Genomic DNA, 23,427 nt, shown 5'->3' with positions numbered 1-23,427 from the left:
GCCGTCCAGTACGGGCATCCGGATGTCCATGAGGACGACCTCCGGGCGCAGGTGCGCGGCGAGCCGCACCGCCTCGGCGCCGTCGGCGGCCTCGCGCCCAACGCCAACTCGTCCCAGACGAACCAGAAGCGGTCCTGGCCGGGCGTGCCGAACAGGTAGCGGCCCGCGACCCGGGCCGCCGTGACCGGCCGCTCCGGCCGGCAGCACGGACGGGAAGCGTCAGCCGGGTTTGACGCTTGCGAGTTGGACGAGCAGGTGAACCAGCCGATAGGCCTCGGCGACGTCAGCGGCGCGGAAGGCAACCGTCCGGCCACCACCCTGGCGGGTCACACCCGGCACGAGAACCGCGAGGTCGACCATGGAGGGGCCGTACAGGTCGACCTCGACGTCCAACGGCCCGGTCATCTTCGGCGGCGGAATCGACGCGCGCCGGGTGACCGCATCGGCGGCGGCGCGGCGCAGCCGCTCCCGTGCCTCCTGCGGGTGCAGGGCCACGGCGGCGGTCTGACCCACTGTCTGCTTGACGGCGACGGTGACCGCCGAGGGCACCAGCTCGCCGAATTCGGCGCAGGCGGCGTCGTCGCCGCTGAGCAGCACGACCGGCACGTCCAGGTGTCCCGCCAGGGCGGCGTTGAGGCCGATCTCGCCAAGTGACCGTCCGGCCACCCGCACGTCGAGGATGGCGTCACTGATCGTGTGCGCCAGCACGGCGGGCCCAGCGCCGGCCCGAGCGTGATAGCCGACGAACAAGACGGCATCGGTCCGCTCGTCCAGCCCGGCGAGCATGCCCAGCGGGCGGGGTTTGCCCCGCACGAGCTGAGCACGCCGGTCGAGGTCCTCCGGCAGGAGGTTGCGGAACGTTCCGTGTGCGTCGGCGACCCACACCACGGCGTCGGGTTCGGCGTCGAAGACACCGGCGATCACCGCGTTGGCCTCGGCCGTCATCAGGGCGCGGCCGCGTTCGTAGTCGTACCGATCGGGATTCGTCTCGGTGGAATGCACAATCCCCGAGATGCCCTCCAGGTCCACCGAGATCAGTGCCTTCATGGATCTGGGACCCTACGCGCTCCCGGCACCACGGTCGACCTCACCACCGGGCACCGTGTACGCGTAGGGCACCGCGGCCACCTCGGTGGCGAACCCGGTACGCGCGTCGAGGGTGGTCACCGTCAACGACCCGGTGACCGGGTCTCCCACCGGCTCGTCCGCACTGAAGATCACGGTGACCCGGCCGCTCTGCCCCGGCGCCAGCGTCAGTGGCGTGGTCGGCTCGGTCGACCCTTCGACCACTCGCCGCCAGTGACTGCCGGTGGACGACGTGACCCGCCGGTCGAGGAGTCGAGTCAGGGCGGTCGCCGCGCAGTCCACTCGGGCCGGTGGCTGGGGCGCACCGCCGAACGGGCCGGCCCGGTTGGCGTTGCAGATCCAGGTCGTGGCCGACACCTCCGCCGACGAGACGACCACCTCGGAGCGCCGGCCGGCGGTTCCGGCCAGGTCCGGGTCACCGACGTAGTAGCCGTTCTCGCCGTACGGCTGCGTGTCCAGCATGTGCGGCACCGCCGAATCGGCCGACATCCGCAGCCGGGTCGTGCCGGTCGGGACCGCGAAGCGCGGGTAGACGTCGACGCCGGACACCGGTGTCTGATACGTGGCCGACGCCACCGGCCGCAGCGGCACCTCGCCCATGGCGTCCAGCCGGGCGTCCACGAGGTACGACGCGGGTGCGGTTCCGGTGTTGGTGATGGTGAGGGTGGCCTCAGCCGGACGACCCACCGGCAGCACGGCACCCGCCGGCACGCCGGTCGCCACCACCGATGCCGGGGCGAATCCCACCCGGCCGTGGAACGGCTGACTGGTCCGGACAGTGGCCGTCGGCGCGGTGAGCACCAGCACCACGGTCCAACGACCTGGCTGCGGGGCACGCCGGACCAGATCCAACCCGGGCGGCGCGGCGGTCCCCGCGGAGCGCGAGCTGCTGGCCGCGAGCGGCATCCCGGTCGGGTCGACGAGCAGGCCCCAGACCTCCAGCCCCGGGTCGTCGCCGGCCCGCACCGACACGGCAAGCGCCGGCTTCCCGGCCGGAACGTCGAACTGGAAGCTGCGCCGCTGCCCGAGCAGCGCCCACCCGGCGAGGGCGCCGTTGCCGCCGGAGAAGGTGCCGCCGAAACTGCCGCCGGAGGGACCGGTCGGGACCAGCGCCCGCAGCCCCAACGGAAGCGCCGCGTCACCCGTCGCGCCGGCGCCGACGGTCACGGCGGCCGACGAGTCACCGGCCGTGCTCGGCAGGCGGACCGGCAGCCAGGAGGTCCGCGTACCGCCGGGTGGCACGACGACCGAGGGGCCGCCGCGTGCGGTCAGCCGCAGCGCGGTGACGTCGTACCGAACCGCGCCCACCGGCGGTGAACCGTCGTCGCGGGTCCAGATCGCCACGGTCCACCGGCCCGGCTGCGGCCGGGCGACCGTCACCCGCCCGTACCCCCCGTTGCCCAGCGGCAGTGAGTAACCGGCGAGCCGGCCGGCGGGATCGAAGACGCTCACCGCTGCCGGAGCGGCATGCGAACGGGGATCCCAGGCCACCGCGGCCTGGAGTTGGTCGGTCCCGCCGGGCACGGTGACCGGCACCCGGCGGGCGTTCGCCGGTACGCCGTCGGAGTCGACGAACGCACCCGCCCCCGCGACAGGCGTCACCTGACCGGCGGCGAGGCTGCGGGCCGGCGCGGCGGACCGCAGGCCGACGGTGACGCGACGGGCGTGTCGGCCCGGATTGGTCAGGTGCACCGCGACCGGTGTGACCTGCCCCGCCGCGCCGGTGACGCGCGCCGTCGAGGTGGCGACGAGCAGCCCCGCCACGTCCGCCGAGGCCGGCCGACCAGGGGATCCGGCGGGCCGGGCGGCGGAGCCCGGATGGTCGGTCAGGGCGGCGGCCAGCCGCACCGCGGCGAGGGTCTCCACCCGCCCGGCGCCCTGCTGGTCGGCCGGCTGCCGCAGGTCGGTCGCGGAACTCATGAGGATACGTTTGACCTGCTCGGGGGTCGGTGTGCCGCCGGTGTGCCGGCGTACCGTCTGGATCACCAGCGCCGCCGCCCCGGCCACGAACGGCGCTGCCGCGCTGGTGCCGCCGAACAGGAAGAACGGGCTGGGGGTGCCGCCGTCGAAGAAGGAGACGCAGCTCTGGTAGCGCGCGGTGTCGGTCGAGCAGGCAGCCCACCCGGTGTCGCCGGGCGCCACGAGGTCGACGGTGCGGGGTTCCGCCTGGGCGGTGCCGCCGGAACTCAACGCGGACACCGAGTCGGACCGGTGGCCGCCGTCGCCGAGCGGCGACCCGCCGTACCCGAGTTGACCGTACGCGCGCAGTTGGGTGCTCGCGCCGACGGCGATGACGTCCGGGTCGCTGGCCGGCGAACCGAGGGTCCCGTCCGGCCCGGCGTCCCCGGTGGCCACCACCACTGTCACTCCCGCTGCGACGGCCGCGTCGTTGGCCAGCCGCAGGGCGTTCGCGGCCGTGTCCGGGTAGCCGTAGCCCACAAGCGACTCGTTCAGCACGTCGACGCGTTCGTGCAGCACCGCCCACTCGATGCCCTGCAGGACGACCGACGTGGGCGCCGCGACGTTGCTGAACACCTTGGCGACGTGCACGGTGGCGGCCGGTGCGACGCCGAGGATCCGCATCGGGCACGGTCCGTCGGGGCGGTGCGCCGGGTGCGCGTACCGGCCGGCGTCGTAGACGCCGACGCCCTGGGCCGCCACGACGCTCGCGTCGCCGAAGGATTCCAGGATGTACGAGGGGGCGTCCAGGCCGTCGCCGGTGAAGTCGGCGTAGCCGGCCACGACCGACCGCCCGTCGCGGACGAACTCGGCCGCCGCCGGGTCGATCGCCCCGCCGAGCACACCGACCCGCACCCCTGACCCGTCGGCCAGGTCGTGGGCGCCGGGCCCCTGGGCCGATCCGACGGTACGGGTCAACGCCAGCCCTTCCGGTTCGGTGAGCGGCGGCTCATCCGGCCCGGCGCAGCCGCCGGCACCGGTCGTGGCCCCGCCGGCCGGTGGCGTGGGCCGGCTCGGGGCGACCGGTTGGCGCAGTCGCAGCGGGGTGTCGGGCAGTACGGCTCGCACCCCGGGTCGGGTCGCCAGCTCCGCGACGGCCCGCTCCGGCAGGGTCGTGGCGATGGCGTTCACCAGGCGGAGGGGCGCCACCCGGGTGGCGCCGACGCGGCGCAGGTCGGTGAGCACAGGCTGCTGGTCGGCGGTGATCCGGGCGGCCCGGTCGGCGAGCCGCCGCCCGGGAGCGGTGTCGTGCTGGTCGGCGAGGACGACGATGACGGCCCGGACCGGCCCGGCGGCGACCGCCGCCGGTGGGGTCACGGCGGCGATCGGTCCGGTGGCCAGGGCCGGCGTCAGGAGGGCGGCCAGCAGTCGGTGCGGCGCGGTCAGTGGCACGGTGGGCGTCCTCACTTGCTGGTGACGGGCGTTGCGGTGGACGAGCCGATCAGGCGGCGGTACGACGTTCGGCGACGAGGACCCAGCCGAAGGTGGCGAGTTGCAGGGCGACGAGCGCGAGGAAGCCGACGCCGTTCCAGAAGGCGAGGCCGTCGACCGGAGCGTCGAGTCCGTCGACGGCCAGCCGGACCATCGTGACCATGGCGGGCACCGTGAGGGCCAGCAGCGCCGCGGTCACGGCGAGCGAGCCCAGCAGGTAGAACGGCGCGTACCAGCGGATGATCCGCAGTTCCCGGGCCGGCACACCACCGAGGTCGTGCCCGGGGTCGCGGCCGACCAGCCGTCGCACCTGGTTCGCCAGCCACCGCCGGGTGTCACCCATCAGGTCGCCCAGCCGCAGCCAGTTGCCCACCACGTAGTAGATGTCGGTGCGCATGAACACCAGAAACTGGTAGACCACCGAGAGCGTGAGCGTGTAGACGACGCCGCGCACCAGCCGCTCGTGCACACCGGCGAGTTGCAGCACCAGGCAGGCCGACATGAGCAACAGGTCCCAGGTCAGCCCGGCCAGGTACGGGGCGTAGCGGCGGCGCCGGGGCACGGACCGGACGGCTGACATCTCCGTCTGCGCCACCAGGAACCACAGCCGTCGGCTGATGGAGAGCCGTCCGGTGACGCCCAGCGCCCGCACGGTGGCCGCGTGCGCCAGCTCGTGCAGCAGCACCAGCATCCAGGCCACCATCGCCACGACCAGGGCGTTGGCGAGCACCCCGTCCAGCAGGAACGCGTCGGCCGGGGCGGGCCGCAGCGAGGGCACGAGCGCCAGCAGCAACGGTACGGTCAGCCAGCCGCCGACGTAGAGCAGCCGCATCGGCGGCGCGAGCAGCCAGGAGACCCGGTGTGGCGCCAGGTTCGCCAGCAGCGCCACTCCCCGGCGGGACACCTCGGCGGCGACCGGCGGGGTGCCGGCCCCGCTCGCCGGTGCGCCTCCGTCGCCCGTCGTGGCGTCCGTCCGCAGGAAGCCGCAGGACCCGATGCCGTCGAGGAAGTCGGCGAGGTCCGGCTCGGTGCCGTACCGGTCGGCGAACCGCCGGCGGACCTCGCCGAGCGGCAGGCCCTCGCCGAGCCACCGGACGAGGTCGACGCCCTCGGCCGGCAGCTCGACGAAGTCGCCGGTGTCGACCCGGCCGACCTCGCACACGCCGTCCTCGCTCTCGCCGATGTGCAGCGGGTGCAGCCGGACGACAGTGGTGTCGGCGAGCGTGCCTGTCACGTCGCGGACCCGGACCCGACGGTGGCCCGCAGGTCGCCGGGGCGGGGGACCCGGCCGTCCGGGCCGCAGGCGGCGCAGTCGTCGAGCATTGTGCCCTCGGCGAACTGCGTCTCCATCCGGTGCACGTCGACGACGAGCTTCCGGCCGACGATGACCGGCTCCGCCATGCCGGTGAGGTGCTTGACGGCCTCCAGGGCGGCCAGGTTGCCGATCATCCCGGCCATCGGCGCGTTGCACGGGTTGATGGTGCGGTCGCCGATCACCCCGACGACGTACTCGGCCATCGGCGTGTACTCCGGGTGGTTGGCCGCGGCGTCCTGCTCGACACACTGGAAGCAGGCGGTCTGATAGGGCACGTGCAGAAACAGGCTGACCGTGAGCCCGTCGTTGGAACCGCGCATCCAGGCGGTGCCCTCCCGCAGGGCCGCCTCGTTCAGCCACTGGTAAAGCGTGAGGCGAGGCCGGTCGGCGGCGCAGATCACCAGGTCCCGGCCGGTCATGCAGGCGCGGGCCGCCTCCACCCCGTCGACCCGTGCGTTGCGCGCGCTGATCCGTACGTGCGGGTTGATCTCGGTCAGCCGGCGAACGGCGGCGGCCACCTTGGGCTGCCCGACGTCGGCGTCGGTGTAGAGCACCTGGCGGTTGAGGTTCATGAGTTCCACGTCGTCGTCGTCGACGAGCAGGATGTCGCCGACCCCGATGGCGGCCAGGCTCATGGCCACGTACGACCCGAGTCCGCCGATCCCGAGCACCGTGACCCGGGCGTCGCGCAGCCGTAGCTGGAAGTCGGCAGCGGTCAGTGGCGGTTTGTGGAAGTAGGAGAAGAACTCCAGGTTGCGCCGGTACCGCTCGCGTTCCGCCGCCGGCAGCCGGGCCGGCGGGGGTACGGCGGCGTCCTCCACGAAGCCCATGCCGATCAGCGCCTCGACGGAGTCGTCGACGTCGGCGGCGGTGATGCCCGGATCGTGCTCGGCCATCGCGTCCGCCAGCTCGGGCCGGGTTCGGGTGCCGTCCAGCAGGCTCAACAGGTGCCAGGTGTTGCCGTGCTCGTCGTCGACCATCTCCGAGGCGATGCCGTAGTCGCCGCCGCCGATGCGGATGCGGCCGTCGCCCAGAGGAATGGGTGGAAACACGCTCTTGATTCGGGGTCGCCTCATCCGTACTCGCTCCTTCGGGTCCTGAGATCGTCGTGGCGGTCCTGGTCACCGCCCGGGCGGGCGGTGACCAGGACAGTCGGGTCAGCAGTCCGTGCAGGGGCTGCAAGCGCAGATGACAGTGGTCTCGATCTTCTCGAGACGACGGATCTGGATCTTCATGGCGACACCTCCCTTCCGGGTTCACCGACTGGCCGGAGCGACCGGCGGAGGCCGCCGGTGCCCGGACCAGCACCTCGGTGAAGTGTGTGGCGAGCCGCCGGACCGTGGGTGAATCCCGGACGATCCCGGACGGCCACCCCCGGTGCCCTCGGTGTGCGCTCGGCGGATCAAGGACAGATCCGGTGACGCTGCCGGACAGCAGGGGTCTAGTAGGAGCACAAGCCCGAGATCAGGACCGTCCAGGAGCCGCCGTGACCACGTCGCTGTCGAGTGGAGGCGGTGTGGCGCCGCCGGACCCCGGACCAGCCGACTCACTTGACGAGGTGGCCCAACGACTACGGACCTTGAAGGTCTGGGCCGGCGACCCGTCCTACGACACGATCAAGAATCGGATCAACGCGGCCGGGAAGGCCACGGGCCGCCCCGGTGGTGTGCTGGCCAGGAGGACGACTGTCGCCGACTGTTTCAAGGGCGGCCGAAGGCGGCTCAACACCGATCTGGTGATCGCCGTTGTCGAAGCGCTGCATCCAGACATCGGGTACGTGGCGCAGTGGCGGCAGGCGCTCCGGGTCGTCGGCGGGGAGGCCCGGGCGGCATCGCAGGTGCGGGTCCAGGACAACCTGCCGCAGGACCTGGCCGGCTTCGTCGGTCGTACCGCCGCGCTGAGCCGGCTCCGCCGGGAGCTGCGCAGGGGCGACCTGGATGGCGGCCCGGTCGTGCTGGCGATCCAGGGTATGGCGGGCGTCGGCAAGACCCAACTCGCCATCCACGCCGCGCATGCCGTGCACCGGCGGACACCGTTCGACCGGATCCTCTTCGTCAACCTGCGCGGATTCCACCCGGACCCCGGTCAACCGCCGGCCGACCCGGCCTCGGTCCTGGAGGGCTTCCTGCGCCTGCTGGGTGTCGCCGGCCAGCAGATCCCGTACGACCTGCCCGCCCGGGTTGCCGCCTACCGTCGCCTCCTGGTCGGCACCCACACTCTGGTGGTGCTGGACAACGCCAGCGACGCCGAACAGGCCCGCCCGCTGCTGCCCGACACCCCGGGCTGCCCGGTGCTGATCACCAGCCGACGGGACCTCAGCGAACTGCCGCACGCCACGCAGCTCACCGTTGACCTGTTCACTGCGGACGAGTCCGCTGCGCTGCTCACCGTGGGCGGGGCACCCCTTCCCGGCGGCTCCGACCCGAACGCGGTGGCCCGGATCGCGCAGCGGTGCGGCCATCTCCCGCTGGCGCTCGGGCTGGTCAACGCCCACCTCAGAAGCACCTCCGGCTGGACGTTGACCGATCATGCCGACCGGCTCGACGAGCGTCACCACCAGCGGCGCCTCGACGCCAGCGTGGAGCTTGCCTTCGATCTGTCCTACCGGGAGCTGCCCGCCGAGCGGCGACGGTTGCTGCGGTTCGTGGCGGCACATCCCGGCGACGACTTCGACGCCCGGGCGGTCGCCGCCCTCACCGGCTTCTGCCCGTCCGACGCGGAGGTTCACCTGCACCACCTCCACCGGGACCACCTGCTGCAACAGGCCGCCCCCGGTCGGTACGCCCTGCACGACCTCATTCGCGCGTACGCCGCCAGCCGGTGCGGTGACGAAGACCCACCACCCGAACGGCGGGCCGCCCTGACCCGTCTGTTCGACTACTACGTGGACACCGCCGTCGCCGCCATGGGCGTCCTGTACCCGGCCGGGTCGCACCGCGAGGCGTCATCCGGTGGCGTGCCGGTCGCGGCCCTGCCCGACCCGGACAGCGCCCGCGACTGGCTGGACACCGAACGCACGGCTCTGGTCGCCGTCGCCGCGCACACCGCCGCCCACGGCTGGCCCTCCCACACCACCCGGCTGTCGACAAGCCTCTTCCAGTACCTGCACGGTGGATATCCCCACGACGCCCTCGCCATCCACGAGCACGCGCGTACCGCCGCTCGCCGTGCCGGTGACTCAGCCGGACAGGCCCACGCCTCGACCAGCCTCGGCGCCACCTACGCACAGCTCGGCCGATATGAGCCGGCCATCGCGCGCCTCCAGCAGGGCCGGACCCTGTTTCGACGAATCGGCGACCAGGTCGGCGAGGCCCGCGCACTTGTCAACCTCGGTGTCATCGAGTCGCAGCTCGGCCGCAACCGGCCCGCCGCCGCCAGCTACGGCCAGGCCCTGGCCCTGTTCCGGCAGGCCGGTCACGAGGCCGGGGAGGCACACGCGCTCAACAACCTCGGCGAGATCGAAGCGCACCTGGGCCAGTACGGGCTGGCCGCCAAGCACGTGCAACGATCCCTGATCCTGTTCCAGCGACTCGGCGGCCGTACCGGCGAAGCCTGGACGTTGAACACCCTCGGCGACATCGAGGTGCGGCTGGGTCGGCACCGGGCCGCCGGGATCCACCTGGGGCGGGCCCTGGTCATGTACCGCCAACTCGGCAACCACACAGGTGCGGCCTGGACGCTGAACAGCCTCGGCACGCTGCACACCCGACTCGGTGAGCCAAGCTGCCATCACCAGCAGTCGCTCGACATCTTTCGCGAGACCGGCGAACGGTACGGGGAGGCCAGCGCACTCAACGGGATCGCCGAGGCGGCTCGCGTCACGGGCGACGCCGCCGACGCCCTTGCCCACCACAGCGCGGCACACGCGATCGTCGTCGAGATCGGCGCCTATCACGAGCACGCCCGTACCCACGCCGGCCTCGGTCACGCCCACCTCGCTCTCGGGGCGCCCACCTCCGCCCGTGACCACTTCCAACGGGCGCTCACCCTCTACACCGACCTCGACATGCCCGAGGCCGAGCAGATTCGTGCCCACCTCAGCGCCCTCGACAGCTTCGCCGTCGGCTACGGGAGCCCGGACCTGACAGCGCAGCTCCTGGTGAGCACGCTGAGCTGCGGTTGAACATTGCCGTGCGGGCGGCGGGGCGAACGCCGCAGCGGCGCGCTACTCGGGCTGCGGACCGAGTTGGCTGATCTCGTACCCGTCGGGGTAGCTCTTGGCGTTGATCCCGTCGGCGAACATCGCAGTTGTCCGGGGCGCTCCGAACCACCGCTGCCACCGGGCACGCGTCTTCAACGCCACGTGCAGGCCAGCCCGGACCGGCCACCCCGGCGCGTCGACCCGCATGGCGCGCCGCAGCGGCGCGTCGTAGATGGCGCTGACCAGCGCGTTCCCCAGCGGGCCGAACATCCGTGGAATCCGGGTGAGCATCAGCATCCGGGTGGCCCGCTCGATGGCCGCCGCGTCGTCGTTCGGGTGCAGGTGAGCTGCGTCGTGGGCGTCGAACCAGGTCTCGAACTCGTCGTACGACCCGGGGATGTCCGTGATGCCCATCCGCCGGCCCAGCTCCCGGTAGAACAGGTACGTGGCCTGCCGCTCGTGGCAGCAGGGCGGGCGCCAACCGTACTCCCGCAACCACCGCGTGGGGATCACCACGAGGCAACCCAGCACGTAGCGGAAGTCGTCGTTGCTGATGTCGTACGGGCGGTGGATCTGGTTGACGCGCCGCAACGCGTCCCGACCACGAGGCTGCTCGAACCCGTTGAGCACCATCTCGTACATCAACAGGCCGGTGTCGTCGATCCGTTTCTGGGTGCGTTCGGTCAGCTCGCCGGTGGCCGTGTGCACGGCGGCGATCGCGGGAATGGAGAAGGACCGGTTGAAGGCCAGGTTGAGCCCGAGTTTCAGGTCCCACGGAAACTCGTAACGCAGCATGGTCTGGTAGATGTCCAGGTAGTCGCGCTCCGGGTCCAGAGCGCGGGTACGGGTCAGGTTCGCGTAGCGACCTCTCATCGGCGGGCGTCTCCAGCGGTGAGCTTCCGGCTCGCGGCGAGTGTCTGCGCCACCACCGGCGAGCGGGCGTAGGCGTCGGTGACGAGCGTCAGCCACGCCACCTCGCCAGCGTAGCCATCGTCCGGGCGGTGCAACTCGTGCGCGGGCTGCGGGGTGGGGGCCACGAGACCGGCGGCGTGCCGACGCAGCGCGCAGGCCAGGTGTGCCGCCTCGACGGCTGCCTGCCGCTCCTGCGTGGTCAGTCCGGCCTGCTCGGCGAACTGCTCGGCCAGCGCCGTCACCCCGACGTCGCTGTACGGGCGCAGCGCCAGGCGGCCGTCGCGGATCTCGGCCACCCGGCGGGTCAGCGCGTAGTCGATGTCGCGCGCCGCCGTGAGGGGTCGGCGCAGGGCGCTGTCGAGTTCCAGTTCGGGCAGGGCCGCGATGAGGTCCCGCCAGAGCGGTTCGAGTCGACGGTAGGAGTGGAAGTCCTCCCACCGACGCGTGATCCGCAGGGTGGGACCCCACGCCGGCATGGTGAGGCCGATCGTGATGAGCAGCGCGCCGATGGTCACCAGGACCGCGGCGATCTGCCGCTCGCCGGTGGGTTGGTAGCCGGCCCAGTAGGCGACGAGATACCCGATCTTGTTGGCGCTGTAGAGCAGCGCGAAGGCCGCACCCACCGCGGTGATGCGCAGACCACGGCGCAGCCAGGGACGACCGCAGATCTTCGCGAAGCCCCAGCACAGCCGGGTGATGTCGAAGCAGTAGGCGAAGAAGCCGAGCAACAGGAAGATCAACAGGTAGGCGGTCACGACGGGGTCGGTCGCGTACTCGACAGTCAGGAGCACCGGCTCGTCGTAGCCGAGGGTGTAGGCGAAGAGGCCGGCCATGACGAGGAACGCGAACCAGGTGACCCACACCCAGATGCGGGCACGGGCGGCGGCCTTCGCCGGGGGAAGCGCGAAGTGCAGGAGCATGATCTCGGCGTTCGCCGAGATGGTCAGCGCGCAGCCGTGGGAGATGACCTTGGCTAGGTTGGGTAGACCGGACGCCTGGTCGATCGCCGTCGCGATCGGCGGGATGGCCGCGGTGATCCCGGCGGCGAACGCCCCGAGGCCCACACAGATCGCACGGCGGGCCCGGCTGGGGTGCCGGCGCTGGAGTCGCACCATGTATCCGAAGGCGATCCAGCCGGCTACGGCGCACACGCTGTACAGGACGGTATCCATCGCTCCGCTACCAGTGGGGGTGCTCAAGTGAGTGCCGCAGCCGGCCGTACAGCTCGGCGTCCTGGCCGTCGAGCGGTTCGTCGTCCACGTCGCCGCCCTCGCCCCGGAGCCGCCGCAGGAGCAGCGAGCCGATCATCTCGGCTTCGCGTTCCTCGGCCGCGGCGTAGTTGCTGCGGCCGAGGCTGCGCTGGACCAGCTTCGGGTCGAGGTCCGGCAGCAACAGTCGGGACGCGTCCGCGTCGAGTACTTCGGTCGCCTGGTGACCGGCGAGCAGGTGACCCAGCTCGTGGCCGATGATGAGCTGTTGGTGCAGCGGCGAGGTGTCCTGCTCGAAGAAGATGGCGTCGAAGTCGCCGGTCGGCACGCACATCCCGCACACCGTCTGCGCCGGCAGCTTGATCGGCACCAGGTGGATGGGTCGGCCGCGGCGTTCGCCGAGTGCGGCGCACAGCGTCTGGATGTCGAAGGGCTCCGGCACCTCAAGCTCGGCGACGATCCGCTCGCAGCGCTTGCGTAATCGGTACAACCTCACGTCAGCGTTCCCCTGCTGGTCGACGTACTCCCACCGAAGGATGTGCACGGCTATCTGCGTTCGCCGGGCGCGGAAGCGGTTGCGCCAGCGCTCTCGGCCACGGCCCGCAGGCGGACCACCATCTGCTCGATGAGCTGGGTGTCGGTCGCGGAGAGTCCGTTGTCGGCGAGCACCTGGCGCAGCGCCACCTGCTTGACGTCCATCCGACGCAGCTCGCTGAGCAACGTGATCTGGTCCTGTATCCGCCGTGCCGCGGCGTCGTCGACGAAGTAGCCCGAGTTCACGCCGAACGCGGCGGCCAGGGCGCGGACGTGTGAGGTGCGGGGATCACTGGCGACACCGCGGCGCAACTCTCCGATGTAGGCGGCGCTGATCGTGACACCCGTCTCAGCGGCCACTTCGTTGATCTTGTCGGCGATCTCTTTGTTCGTGTACTTGCGACCGGGCTCGTCGGAGTCGCCGAGTTCGTCCCGGGTGGGCCGGATCTCGTCGAACAGGTATTCGAGCCTCGCGGCCAGCGTGTCGAGGGGCGGCAACGCCTGCTCTGTGTGCCGATCGTCGGCCATGATTCTTCACCCTCCAGGCACCGAAACGACAGTGTCGCAGATGCATGCCGCAACGAAACAGATGTTGACACATACACGGAACGTGAGGATATGCTCGCTCCTGTTTGGAGCAACGCATGTTGAGCGGTCAGCCAATCTGCTCAACACCCGTTGCGCGGCGGACGAGATCGAGGTCCGCCAGCCGAACGGGGAGGCGCCGTGGGAGGGGTCAAGCTCCGCAAGGAGCACGACGGGGGGACTCCTCCTGCAGCACTGCTGGCGCGGCGCGCCGGTGGCGGAGGGGGTGTACGTCACCGGCACCCGCATCCCTGGACGGCACATCACGAGGGGAACGCACCTGATGCTGACGGCGCCGCACCAACCGCACGGTACGAACTACACCGAGGCGGCACGAGAGATCACCGCTCGACTCGCACAGGAACTCGATGACACCGTCGCCGCGGGCGCCATCCAGTTGGCGCTCGAGGCGTGGAAGAGCCTGGCCGGCACCGACTTCGCCTGGGACCGCTACGGCCTGGAGTTGCTCAACGTCCGGGCGAGGCTCTACTCGGAGCACGACGACGTGGTCGTGGACACCGGGACACCGGTCCGCGACGACGCGGAGACCCGCCTCGCCGTGACGTCGCTGCTGGAGCAGCTCGCTCGGTACCACGATCGACTGGCCGCCGACAACCGCGACGACCTGAATCGACGGCTCAGCCATGACGCCGGCGCCCGACAACTGCGACGCGCGGTCGCGGCCCTGGCCTGAGCTGGACGACCACGGCGAGGGCCGCGCTTGTGCGTCACCGGGCCCTCATCCATGGATGTCACCCACGCACCCTACCGACCGCCCGCGGCCCCGGGACGCGGCGCAGCCACGGTCACCGGCAGAACGGCGTCGGGTAGCGCGTCCTCCAGGTGTGCGATCGCGGCGATGAGGACGGTGTCGACGCCGACCCCTGTCATGGCGACGATGCGTCGGGCGAGCCGGATCGCGTCGTCCGGACTGGCGGCCTGAAACAGCAGCGGTACCAGGATGCGGACCGCGGCGCACCTGCCGTCGATGTCCTCCAGCAGCCGGGGATGCCGCTCGACGAGGCGGGTGAGGCGGTGGTCGAGCACCGCGTCGAGCATGGGCCGTGCCCTCCGCCGCAGCGCGGTCCGCAGGTGAGCCCTGCCGTTCGGCCGGCGGAGCAGGTCGGCCGGGTCAGCGCCGGCGGCGAACTCGGCCACCGACAACGGGCCGGGCAGGTGTTGCTGCCGCAGCAGGTGCCAAGCCCGGTCCACTGCGCCGCGGCCGGCCGGGTCCGCGTCGAATGCCGCCACGATGCCCCGCCTGGCGCCGGGCAGGTCCCGCAGTGTCGCGGCCTGGGCGTCGGTGAGTGTGGTGCCGCAGGGTGCGACGGCCACCGCCCCCGAGGGGCCCGACCGGGAGTACGACAGCCACACCGCGAGGACGTCGGCCGGCCCCTCCACCAGGACCGGTGTCCATCGTGCGGCGAGACGCTCCTGCTGCTCGGCGATGCCGAACAGCAGTTTCCCCTTGTCGTAGATCGCTGTCCGAGGGCTGTTGAGGTACTTCGGCACCCGCGCCGCGGAATCGGGGCGGCACCGGCCGAGGAACGCCACGGCCTGCCCGGCGGGATCGCGCACCGGGAACATGATCCGGTCGCGGAAGACGTCGATGAGCCGGCTCGGGTCCCAACGGGTGCGCCGTGACAGGCCAGCACCGACCAGCTCGTCCGCCGTGAAGCCGGCGGCAAGTAGGTGGCCGGTAAGCGAACTCCGGTTGGGTGGGGCGTATCCGACCCGCCACGGCCACTCCCGGTGCACGACGACACCGAGGCCGCGGTGGGCGAGATAGGCGCGCGGACCGTCGGCCTGTTCGAGTTGGGCACGGTAGTACGTCACCGCGGCCTCGACGGCCGCCACCAGCCGCGCGAACTCGGGCCCGCTGCCGCGTACCGGGGATGTCGGGTGATGGGGTCGAGGAGCGCCCATGGCCCACCTCCGGTGTCCACGCTAACGCCAACCGGTCCTACCTCACCAGAAGCGTGTGATGGCGACGAGGTCGCCTCGTACCGGTGGCCGAGCGGTGAGTGCGGTCTACTGCTGACGGGGGCGGCCCTGCCCGGCGTCCACGCTGGTTCCCCGACGCGTGGCGCATCGGAGATCGGGATGACAAGATCTACTCCATCGGCGCCCCCCTTTGATCTCGGTCTTCACGAAGAGGTATCCGGGGGCGCACCTTCCACAGAGGAGCAACGTGGTTCGCAGACGTGCAGCAATGGCTCTGGCCTCACTCGCCCTGGCGACCGGCACCCTCCTGGCCGTCGGCGCCACACCGGCCTCGGCGGCCGGCAGTTGCAGTGAGTGGTGGGACGCCAACACCTACGGGGTCACCTGCACCGGATACTCAAGTGGCACGCAGGTGCGCGCGACTGCCCGGTGTGCCAACGAGACTGTCACCACCGGCCAGTGGAAGAGCGCCGTGACCGGCGGTTGGTCGTACGCCTACTGCTCGGGTAGGGGCGGTCTGCACTCCAGCGGCAGCATGGCGCCCAGTTTCCGCTAGCGCACACCGACCAGGCCATCTCAAGGGCAGGAGAAGGGGCCGGCGTCGGGCAGGTCAGGGACGGCGGTTGGCTCGGACGACCACGTCGTGGATCGACACGGCGTGGCCGCCGTGCCCCGTCAGGGCCCGGTGCGACTCCCGGGCGGTCACGACCTCCCAGACCAGCGGGTCGAGGCGCGCGGTGATGTCGGCGGCTGTCACCGAGGCCGAGGTGGGCGGCTCGGCCTCGTCGTGCCCATGCCCGGCGGAGGCGTGTTCCTGGTGGTGGAGGTGGCCGACGATGAGCAGGGTGCCGGCGGGGGCGACCCAGGACGCGATGCGCTCGTAGAAGTCCAACTGCGGCATCGCGGGGTGCGCGTAGTGGGTGGTGACCAGGTCGTACCGTGCGTCCGGCCGCCACCTGGACAGGTCCGCCTCGACCCACCGCACCCGCCCCGCGACGCCGCTGGCGGCCGCGCGCTCGGCCGCGTGGGCGAGCGCCGCGGTGGCGATGTCGGCAGCGGTGACCTGCCAGCCACCGGTGGCGAGCCAGATCGCCTCGGCCCCGGCGCCGCAACCGACGTCGAGGGCCGTTCCGGGCGAAAGGTCACCGACCTCCCGCACCAGGTGCGGGTTGGGCTGGCTGGCGGCCATGGCCGCGGCACGATCACCGCCCCAGACCTGGTCCCAGTACTCCTTGTCGAACGAGTGCGTCATCGAGCGTCTCCGGTGTCGGTAGGGGCGTGGTCGCAGCCGGTCAACAGTGACAAGTAGCGGACCGAACCGCAAAGTTCTTTGCCAAATGGCAAAATGGCACCATGGACGAGTCAACGGACCGCACCCTCGACGCCGTCGGGCCGCGGCTCAAGCACCTGCGGCAACGCCGCGACATCACCCTGACCGACCTCGCCGCGGAGACCGGCATCTCGGCCAGCACCCTCTCCCGGCTCGAGGCCGGCCTCCGGCGGCCCACCCTCGAACAGTTGCTGCCCCTGGCCCGCGCGTACGGCGTCACCCTGGACGAACTCGTCGACGCCCCGCCGACCGGCGACCCACGCGTCAACATGCGTCCGCTGCGCACCAGCGACGGCTCCACGATCCTGCCGCTGACCCGAAGGCCCGGAGGCATCCAGGCCTACAAGTTCGTCCTCCCGGCCGGGCGCGACGACGCCGAACCCGACCTTCGCACCCACGAGGGCTACGACTGGGCCTTCGTCCTCGACGGCCGACTCCGACTCGTGCTCGGTGAGCACGACCTCATCCTCGAACCGGGCGAGGCCGCCGAGTTCGACACCCGTACCCCGCACTGGTTCGGCGCCACCAGCTCAGGGCCCGTCGAATTCCTCAGCCTTGTCGGCAAGCAGGGCGAGCGCGCGCACGTCCGCGCCGCCCCCAGGCGGCACGAACCCGGTTAGAGCCGCGTACGCAGACGGGCCACGATCTGGCGGCGCGTGAGGTCGACGACGACAAGCCTGCCGTTCCCGCCGCGCGACGGCCTTCCGCAGGACGACGGCGTCCGTCGACAGGGGAGCGGCCTGACACCGGGCACCACCTACTGTGCTGGCCGGCGTCGTGGGCGTTCCGCGCGGCGGACCGGTGTCACGCGTCGCGGCGACGGAATATCAGCGCGGCCAGCGTCAGGGCGGAGAGTGTCCACGCGATCGTGGCGGCGGCGCCGTGCGACGGGTCGAGGGCGGCGGTGTCCGGCAGGTAGGCGGCGCTGGCGCTGGACCCGGCCCGCAGCAGCGGGCCGGCGACGAAGTACAGCCCGAGCAGCGCAATCGCGGCGGGCAGGGCGCGGCGGACGGCGCTGGCGACCGCCGCCGCCAGCAGTGCGGTGAGCGTCAGGTACGCGGTCGCGACGGGCGTCCAGGCCACCCCGCCGGCCGGCAGGGTGCTGGTGGCCGCCGTCGCGGCGGCCACCGGGAGCGTCAGCGCGGCCAACGCGAGGGCCTTCGCCGCCTGGAGCGGCAGCCGGCGGGGCATCGCGAGCAGAGTGGCCCGGATCTGGTCGCCGTCCTGGTACTCGGACGTGGCCGCCAGCACACCGAGCACCAGGAAACCGGCCTGGGTGTAGCCCAGCGGGGCCAGGGCTGTGTCGTCGCCGAGCGGCTCACCGTGGGCCTCGGCGGACGCGTACGCGTACGTCAACAGGGCGGTGGCGGCCCAGGTCAGCAGCGCGGTCCGGCGCAACGACGGCAGGGTCAGCAGTTTGCGCAGCTCGGCGCGGACGGTGTTCACGCGTCGCGCCGCTGGAACAGGACGGCGCCGACCGCGAGCAGCGCGACGATCCAGGCCGTCATCACCAGGCCGGCGGTCACCGGAGGGACCTGGACGGGGAAGTCCGTGTCGCGGATGAACATCTGCGCGCCGACGATGTCCGGCAGGTAGGAGGCGAGGTCGGTGACCTTTGTCAGCAGGTACGACACCGACACCACGGAACTGTTGATGATCAGCAGGGTCAGCGGCACGATGCCGTTGCGGGTGATCAGCGTTATCGCGTACGCGAGGAGCGCGGTGAGCGTCCAGTAGAGGATCGCGGCCGCGACTCGCGTCGGCGCGGGTACCGGCGCGTGTTCGCCGTGCAGCACCTGGGTGAGGGTGAGGGTGGCGGCGGTGGTGACCGTTGCCTGTGCCGCGACGACAAGCACCAGCGCGGTGGTCTTGGCCGCGAGCAGCCTCAGCCGGTGGGGGACCGCGGCGAGCGTGGTGGTGAGCTGGCGCGCGCCGGGGGCGTCCCGACCGGTGGACGTGTACTCGCTGCTCACCACGATGACACCGAGGACCATCGGACCGATCAGGCCGATACCCAGGTCGCGCAGGCCCAGGTCGGACGTGTCGGTGAGCGTGCCGGCGGCGATCGCGCGGCGGGTGTACGGCGCGTTCAGCAGGACGACCACCGGTGCGACGAGCGTGCCCAGCACCAGACCGACCCAGGCGGTGGGCAGGCCGAGCAGTTTGCGCAGTTCGGCGCGGACCAGGTTCACCACGGGCCACCCGCCTCGGTGGCGGTGAGCGCGAAGAAGGCGTCCTCCAGGGTGCGGTGACCGCCGGTGACGTCGGCGAGGCTGCCGTGGGTCACGACCCGGCCCTTGTCGATCACGACGACGTCGTCGGCGATCTCCGCCAGTTCACCCATCAGGTGGCTGGAGAGCAGCACGGTGCGACCCTGTGCGGCGCTGTCGCGTAGGAATCCGCGCATCCAGCGGATCCCGGCCGGGTCGAGCCCGTTCACCGGCTCGTCCAGGACCAGCACCTCCGGGTCGCCGAGCAGCGCGGTGGCCAGCCCGAGCCGGCGGCTCATGCCAAGGGAGAAGCGGCCGGCGCGTTTGCGCGCGTCGCCGGTCAGGCCCACGGTCTCGAGGACCTCGTCGGCGCGGGAGTCCGGCAGGCCGTTGCTGGCGGCCACCCACCGCAGGTGCGCGCGGGCCGTGCGGGCCCGGTGCGCGCCGCTGCCGTCGAGCAGGGCACCGACAGTCGTCAGCGGGCGGTCCAGTTTCCGGTACGGGCGTCCGCAGATCAGCGCCGTCCCGCTCTGCGGGCTGTCCAGGCCGAGCAGGATCCGCAGCGTCGACGTCTTGCCGGCTCCGTTCGGCCCGAGGAAGCCGGTGACCCGGCCGGGTCGGGCCTCGAAGGTGACGTCGTACAGGATCCGTGTCCTGCTCTTGGTCTTGCTGACGTGATCGATCGTGATCATGCGTCGAGTCAACAGGTGATCCGGCCCGCACACATCGGACCGTTCTCGGATCCCGCCGGCCGGGTCGGTCCACGGACCGTCAGACCCTGGTCTGAGAACTACAGTCGGGGTGGTGAACGTCCACCCGCGCCCCTCCGGTCGGTCCAGGGCCGTGCCGGTGGCCGCCGTGGTGGTCAGCGTGCTGGTGATGTCCCTGTGCACGGTCGGCACGCAGGGGCCGCTCGCTGTCGTCCTGCCGCCGCTCATCGTCGGCGGCGCTGTCGCGGCAGCGGTGTGGGCGGTGCGGCGGTCCCGCGCCGACCGCACCGCCTACGAGTCGCGGCTGACTGCCTGGGCCGCCTCCGAGGCGGTGCTCGCCGAACGGTTGCGGATCGCCCGCGACCTGCACGACATCGTCTCGCACGGCCTGGGTCTGATCACGGTGCGCGCGGCGGCCACCCGGCACCTACCCAAGCCGGCCGAGGTGCAGGTGGCGCTCACCGACATCGAGGACGCGAGCCGGCACGCCACAGCCGAGCTACGGCGCATGCTCACCGTCCTGCGTGAGCCGTCCGCCGCCAGCCGCCGTACGCCGGTGGACAGCCTCGACGACCTGCCCGGCATCGTGCACGGGGCGTCGCTGGCCGGGATCCGGGCACGGCTGACGGTCGAGCCGCTCGGCCCGGTGTCGCAGGGCGTACAGGTCGCCGTCTGCAAGACCGTGCGGGAGGCGCTCAGCAACGCGGCGCGGCACGCGGGGCCGACGGACGTGCGGGTACGGGTGTACCGGGACGGGACCCACGTGGTGGTCACGGTGGCGGACACCGGCCCGTCAGTCGACGGATGGCGAGCGTCGCCGGGCGCCGGCCATGGGCTGGCCGGGTTACGGGAGCGGGTCGGCAGTCTGGGCGGCACCCTGTCGGCGGAGCGCGTCGACGGGGGCTTCCGCCTCACCGCGCGGATCCGGGACGAGGCGGCGTGAGCGACATCCGGGTACTGCTGGTGGACGACCAGGCGCTGCTCCGCCACAGCCTCGCCATGATCATCAACAACGAGCCGGACCTGGCCGTCGTCGGCGAGGCCGGTGACGGCGCGCGGGCCGTGGCGTGCGCCCGTACCACCCGCCCCGACGTCGTCCTGATGGACGTTCGGATGCCGCACCTGGACGGCCTCACGGCCACCCGGCGCATCTGTGCCGACCCCGCCCTGTCCACCGCCCGCGTGCTGGTCCTGAGCATGTTCGAGCTGGACGAGTACGTCTACGAGGCGTTGCACGCGGGAGCGTCCGGTTTCCTGCTCAAGGACGCCCGCCCCGACGAACTGATCGAGGCGATCCGCCGTACCCACCGGGGCGAGTCGCTGTTCGCGCCGTCGATCCTCACCCGGCTTGTCGCGCACTACGTCACGGCGCCCCGACCGGATCGGCCGACGCCGGCACTGCGGCGACTGACCGGCCGTGAGGTGGAGGTGCTGACACTGATCGGCGGCGGCCTGTCGAACGACGAGATCGCCACCGCCCTGGTGATCTCGGTGAAGACGGTGAAGACGCACATCACGCACCTGATGGCGAAGCTGGCCGTCCGAGATCGGGCCCAGCTCGTGATCGCGGCGTTCGACGCGGGCCTGGTGCGGCCACGCCGCTGAACCCGACGCGTTCGGCGTCGGTTACGCAGGCGGTGTGAGGATCACCTGTCCGAGTTCCTGGGTGCATCGGGTGAGCGCGACGTAGAGGCCGTTCCAGCCGCGTGGCTCGGCGGCGATGCCCTGCGGGTCGACGAGGAGCGTCGCGTCCCATTCCAGGCCCTTGGCCTGGGCGGCGGTGAGCACCGGCACGTCGCTCAGCACGGCCAGGAGGTCGTCGACGCGGTCGGCGGGAGCGATGACGCCGACCGTGCCGCCATGCCACCGTTGCCGAAGCTGTCGCACCGCCTCGGCGGCGACGTCGGCAAGCTCGGCGGGTGTGGTGGTGAGCTCCCACGGAACGATGCCGGAGGAGCGCACCGCCCGCGGCGGCGCGTTGTGGCTGCCAGCCCGCTTCAGGACCGGCTCGGTGAGAGCCATGACCTCACGCGGGGTCCGGTAGCAGATGGTCAGCTCCGCGGCGGTCCAGCGGTCTCCGAAGACAGCCTGCACCGCTTGCGCCCAACTGCGGTGCCGGTGCGCCGCCTCCGCCTGGTCGATGTCGCCGACCGCCGTGATGGAGCGACTGGGACAGCGCCGGACGACCATCTGCCACTGCATCTCCGACAGCTCCTGCGCCTCGTCGATCACGACATGGCCGTACACCCAGCCGCGTTGCCGGCGAGCACGGTCGGCGACGAACTCGCCCTGCGGCTGCGGGGCTTCGACCTCACCCAGCAGGTCGGCGAGGGCGTCGAGCAGGGCGATGTCGCTCGGTGCCCACCCGGTGGGCTCGGCCGAGACGGCGGTGATCTCCGCCGGGGACAGCCGCGCGGCGAACCGGGCCAGCAGGGTGCCGTCGGCCAGGAGAGCACCCAGCAGGGTCTCGGCGTCGAGGGTGGGCCACCAGGCTTCGACGAACCGGGCGATGCTGGCGCTTGCGGCGATCCGAGAACGGAGATGGTCGACCTCCTCCTCGGAGAGCAGACCGTCGACGTCACTGCCGGTGGACGCCCTGCCGACCTGGTGTTCGCGCGTCAGGTCCCTGTCGACGCGGGCGAGGATGTCCTCGAAGCCCTCCTCCATCTCGTTCATCAGCGTCTCGCGCTGCTCGACGACGGCGTCGGCGAGGAGGTGGTGCAGGTGCTCGGCGAAGACCGCGCGAGCGCGATGGTACGGCCGGCCCTGCACCGCCGAGGCGAGCGCCTGCGCCACCGTCGCGGCGGCGATGGCGTAGAACTCGCCCTCCCAGCGCAGCTTCAGCTCGCGCGGCCGGGGGAGCAGCGACACGACGTAGCTTTCCAATGTGGACTGCCAGAGGGCCCGACCCTTGATCTCGGCGAGCTGCCGGCTCTCGTCGCGGCCCACCCGGATCCCCGGCAGCAGGGTGTCACAGGTCGCCGAGACGACGGCGGTCTCACCGAGCGCGGGCAGCACCTGGGCGATGTACGTGAGGAACCGTGGCGAGGGGCCGAGGACCAGGACCGCCTGGTCGGCAATCGTCCGGCGGGCGAACAGCAGGTAGGCGACCCGGTGCAGGGCAACCACTGTCTTGCCGGTGCCGGGGCCGCCCTGAACGATGAGCGGGCCGGTCGCCTCGGCCCGGATGATGTCGTCCTGTTCGCGTTGCAACGTGGCGATCGCCGTCGACATGTGGCCGGTGCGTCGCTGGTCGAGGGCGGCCAGCAGAGCGCCCTCGCCGACGAGTTCCGCCGACAGGGTCCCGTCCAGCGGCTCGTCGTCGACACCGACGACTGTCGATCCGGTGGTGCGGATGTGCCGGCGCCGGGCCTGGCCCTGCGGGTCGACAGCCGTCGCCGTGTAGAACGGCCGGGCCGCGGCGGCACGCCAGTCCATCAGCAGTGGCTCACCGGCCTCGCCGTCGTCACGCAGACCGATGCGGCCGACGTGTCGCACGGTGCCGTCGAGGCCGTCGAGTCGGCCGAAGACCAGCCCTTCCCGTGCTCGCCGCAGCTCCTCGTACTGCTGACGGAGCATGCGATGGCGGGCCTGTTCCACCGCGTCCAGGGCCTCGGCTGACAGCTCCACCCGTAGCTGGTCGGCCAACCTGTCGCGCCGGGCCGCGGCCAGGTCGAGAAAAGCCTGTTCCTCGGCGACCGCGGATCGGCGGGCGACGTCCTCGGCGGTAGCGGTCGGCGGTTCGCCGGCTGGTGGTCCTTCGCTGACGCCAGCAGTGCCGTTGTGCAGAGCAGAATCCTGGCGCATTCGCAATCCCCGTGCTGGTGGTCCCCTGGCCGCGGATGAGCCGCGGCCTATTCCCGGGCGAGCATAGAACTCATTCTGCTCGTCGCCCAGGAATCCGGTCGCCAGAGACGGGAATCTCAACGTCTTGCGAATCCGGTACGCCTGTGGCCTCATTCAATCCGTATTCGCTTATTGACAGTTCGGTCCTTATCTGATCTGAACGCTGACACTCCTATTGGCTCCGTCGGTCACGCGGTGACCGCGGGCACCCGCGGG

At 71.9% G+C, this 23,427-nt stretch carries 20 protein-coding genes and 2 pseudogenes; 6 read left to right on the top strand and 16 right to left on the bottom strand.

The features are described from left to right. From AB0F61_RS20115 to AB0F61_RS20090, 6 genes and pseudogenes are all read right to left on the bottom strand, one after another. Positions 1-93 (bottom strand): annotated as a pseudogene (locus AB0F61_RS20115) (DNA-binding response regulator); the annotation flags it as partial. Further along, positions 93-158 (bottom strand): annotated as a pseudogene (locus AB0F61_RS20110) (ATP-binding protein); the annotation flags it as partial. The pseudogenes AB0F61_RS20115 and AB0F61_RS20110, both read right to left, overlap by 1 nt. A gap of 61 nt (positions 159-219) precedes the next feature. Continuing rightward, entirely contained in the window at positions 220-1,047 is an 828-nt protein-coding gene (locus AB0F61_RS20105; protein ID WP_357811763.1) for a M55 family metallopeptidase, read from the bottom strand. A 12-nt stretch (positions 1,048-1,059) separates the two neighbouring features. After that, on the bottom strand, positions 1,060-4,437 hold the full coding sequence (locus AB0F61_RS20100; RefSeq protein WP_357811761.1) for a S8 family serine peptidase: 3,378 nt from the start codon (positions 4,435-4,437) through the stop codon (positions 1,060-1,062). A gap of 49 nt (positions 4,438-4,486) precedes the next feature. Next, positions 4,487-5,710, bottom strand: a complete 1,224-nt coding sequence (locus AB0F61_RS20095) for a hypothetical protein (protein WP_357811759.1) — start codon at positions 5,708-5,710, stop codon at positions 4,487-4,489. Then, complete coding sequence (locus AB0F61_RS20090; protein WP_357811757.1) at positions 5,707-6,867, bottom strand: ThiF family adenylyltransferase; 1,161 nt, start codon at positions 6,865-6,867, stop codon at positions 5,707-5,709. Before AB0F61_RS20090 ends, AB0F61_RS20095 begins: the two co-directional genes overlap by 4 nt. Positions 6,868-7,277: 410 nt before the next feature. Here AB0F61_RS20090 and AB0F61_RS20085 point away from each other — a divergent pair, with 410 nt between their 5' ends. Then, positions 7,278-9,914 carry a tetratricopeptide repeat protein gene (locus AB0F61_RS20085; protein WP_357811755.1) on the top strand — a complete coding sequence of 879 codons (2,637 nt, stop codon included), beginning with the start codon at positions 7,278-7,280 and terminating at the stop codon, positions 9,912-9,914. 42 nt (positions 9,915-9,956) lie between these two features. On the opposite strand, the gene AB0F61_RS20080 is transcribed toward AB0F61_RS20085, so the two are convergent. From AB0F61_RS20080 to AB0F61_RS20065, 4 genes are read right to left on the bottom strand one after another with little or no spacing between them, the layout of a single operon-like run. Beyond that, a complete protein-coding gene (locus AB0F61_RS20080; protein ID WP_357811753.1) occupies positions 9,957-10,805 on the bottom strand; it encodes an oxygenase MpaB family protein in 849 nt (282 codons plus the stop codon). Beyond that, a complete protein-coding gene (locus AB0F61_RS20075) occupies positions 10,802-12,016 on the bottom strand; it encodes an MAB_1171c family putative transporter (protein WP_357811751.1) in 1,215 nt (404 codons plus the stop codon). Before AB0F61_RS20075 ends, AB0F61_RS20080 begins: the two co-directional genes overlap by 4 nt. A 7-nt stretch (positions 12,017-12,023) precedes the next feature. Next, positions 12,024-12,548 carry a hypothetical protein gene (locus AB0F61_RS20070; protein ID WP_357811749.1) on the bottom strand — a complete coding sequence of 175 codons (525 nt, stop codon included), beginning with the start codon at positions 12,546-12,548 and terminating at the stop codon, positions 12,024-12,026. A 50-nt stretch (positions 12,549-12,598) separates the two neighbouring features. Further along, entirely contained in the window at positions 12,599-13,114 is a 516-nt protein-coding gene (locus tag AB0F61_RS20065) for a hypothetical protein (RefSeq protein WP_357811747.1), read from the bottom strand. A 340-nt stretch (positions 13,115-13,454) separates the two neighbouring features. Between AB0F61_RS20065 and AB0F61_RS20060 the strand changes: the two genes are divergently transcribed. Further along, positions 13,455-13,865 (top strand): hypothetical protein, encoded by a 411-nt coding sequence (locus AB0F61_RS20060; protein WP_357811744.1) that lies wholly within the window; start codon positions 13,455-13,457, stop codon positions 13,863-13,865. 71 nt (positions 13,866-13,936) lie between these two features. Here the strand turns inward: AB0F61_RS20060 and AB0F61_RS20055 are convergent, their stop codons facing one another. Further along, positions 13,937-15,097, bottom strand: a complete 1,161-nt coding sequence (locus AB0F61_RS20055) for a toprim domain-containing protein (RefSeq protein ID WP_357811742.1) — start codon at positions 15,095-15,097, stop codon at positions 13,937-13,939. A 286-nt stretch (positions 15,098-15,383) separates the two neighbouring features. On the opposite strand from AB0F61_RS20055, the gene AB0F61_RS20050 reads away from it, so the two are divergent. Next, positions 15,384-15,671, top strand: a complete 288-nt coding sequence (locus AB0F61_RS20050) for a hypothetical protein (protein WP_357811740.1) — start codon at positions 15,384-15,386, stop codon at positions 15,669-15,671. 54 nt (positions 15,672-15,725) lie between these two features. On the opposite strand, the gene AB0F61_RS20045 is transcribed toward AB0F61_RS20050, so the two are convergent. Further along, on the bottom strand, positions 15,726-16,367 hold the full coding sequence (locus AB0F61_RS20045; RefSeq protein WP_357811738.1) for a methyltransferase domain-containing protein: 642 nt from the start codon (positions 16,365-16,367) through the stop codon (positions 15,726-15,728). Positions 16,368-16,468: 101 nt separating this feature from the next. Here AB0F61_RS20045 and AB0F61_RS20040 point away from each other — a divergent pair, with 101 nt between their 5' ends. Next, the gene (locus AB0F61_RS20040) at positions 16,469-17,065 is read left to right on the top strand and encodes an XRE family transcriptional regulator (protein ID WP_357811736.1); all 597 of its coding nucleotides are present in this window, start codon (positions 16,469-16,471) and stop codon (positions 17,063-17,065) included. 184 nt (positions 17,066-17,249) lie between these two features. Here AB0F61_RS20040 and AB0F61_RS20035 read toward each other — a convergent pair whose 3' ends face one another. Genes AB0F61_RS20035 through AB0F61_RS20025 form a run of 3 tightly spaced genes read right to left on the bottom strand, consistent with a single transcriptional unit; the run spans position 17,250 to position 19,347 of the window. Next, entirely contained in the window at positions 17,250-17,891 is a 642-nt protein-coding gene (locus AB0F61_RS20035; protein ID WP_357811734.1) for a hypothetical protein, read from the bottom strand. Further along, on the bottom strand, positions 17,888-18,640 hold the full coding sequence (locus AB0F61_RS20030; RefSeq protein ID WP_357811732.1) for a hypothetical protein: 753 nt from the start codon (positions 18,638-18,640) through the stop codon (positions 17,888-17,890). The genes AB0F61_RS20035 and AB0F61_RS20030 overlap by 4 nt, the downstream gene beginning before the upstream one ends. Then, positions 18,634-19,347 (bottom strand): ATP-binding cassette domain-containing protein, encoded by a 714-nt coding sequence (locus AB0F61_RS20025; RefSeq protein WP_357811730.1) that lies wholly within the window; start codon positions 19,345-19,347, stop codon positions 18,634-18,636. The genes AB0F61_RS20030 and AB0F61_RS20025 overlap by 7 nt, the downstream gene beginning before the upstream one ends. 112 nt (positions 19,348-19,459) lie before the next feature. Here AB0F61_RS20025 and AB0F61_RS20020 point away from each other — a divergent pair, with 112 nt between their 5' ends. Next, positions 19,460-20,308, top strand: coding sequence for a histidine kinase (locus tag AB0F61_RS20020; RefSeq protein ID WP_357811728.1), 849 nt, complete (start codon positions 19,460-19,462; stop codon positions 20,306-20,308). Then, on the top strand, positions 20,305-20,970 hold the full coding sequence (locus AB0F61_RS20015; RefSeq protein ID WP_357239979.1) for a response regulator transcription factor: 666 nt from the start codon (positions 20,305-20,307) through the stop codon (positions 20,968-20,970). Before AB0F61_RS20020 ends, AB0F61_RS20015 begins: the two co-directional genes overlap by 4 nt. A gap of 21 nt (positions 20,971-20,991) precedes the next feature. Here AB0F61_RS20015 and AB0F61_RS20010 read toward each other — a convergent pair whose 3' ends face one another. After that, a complete protein-coding gene (locus tag AB0F61_RS20010) occupies positions 20,992-23,172 on the bottom strand; it encodes a UvrD-helicase domain-containing protein (protein WP_357811725.1) in 2,181 nt (726 codons plus the stop codon). Positions 23,173-23,427 lie beyond the last annotated feature (255 nt).

Origin of the sequence: Micromonospora sp. NPDC023888 (assembly GCF_040639415.1) — a bacterium.
Lineage (GTDB): Bacteria > Actinomycetota > Actinomycetes > Mycobacteriales > Micromonosporaceae > Micromonospora.
This window is presented reverse-complemented; position numbering and strand designations above follow the sequence as displayed.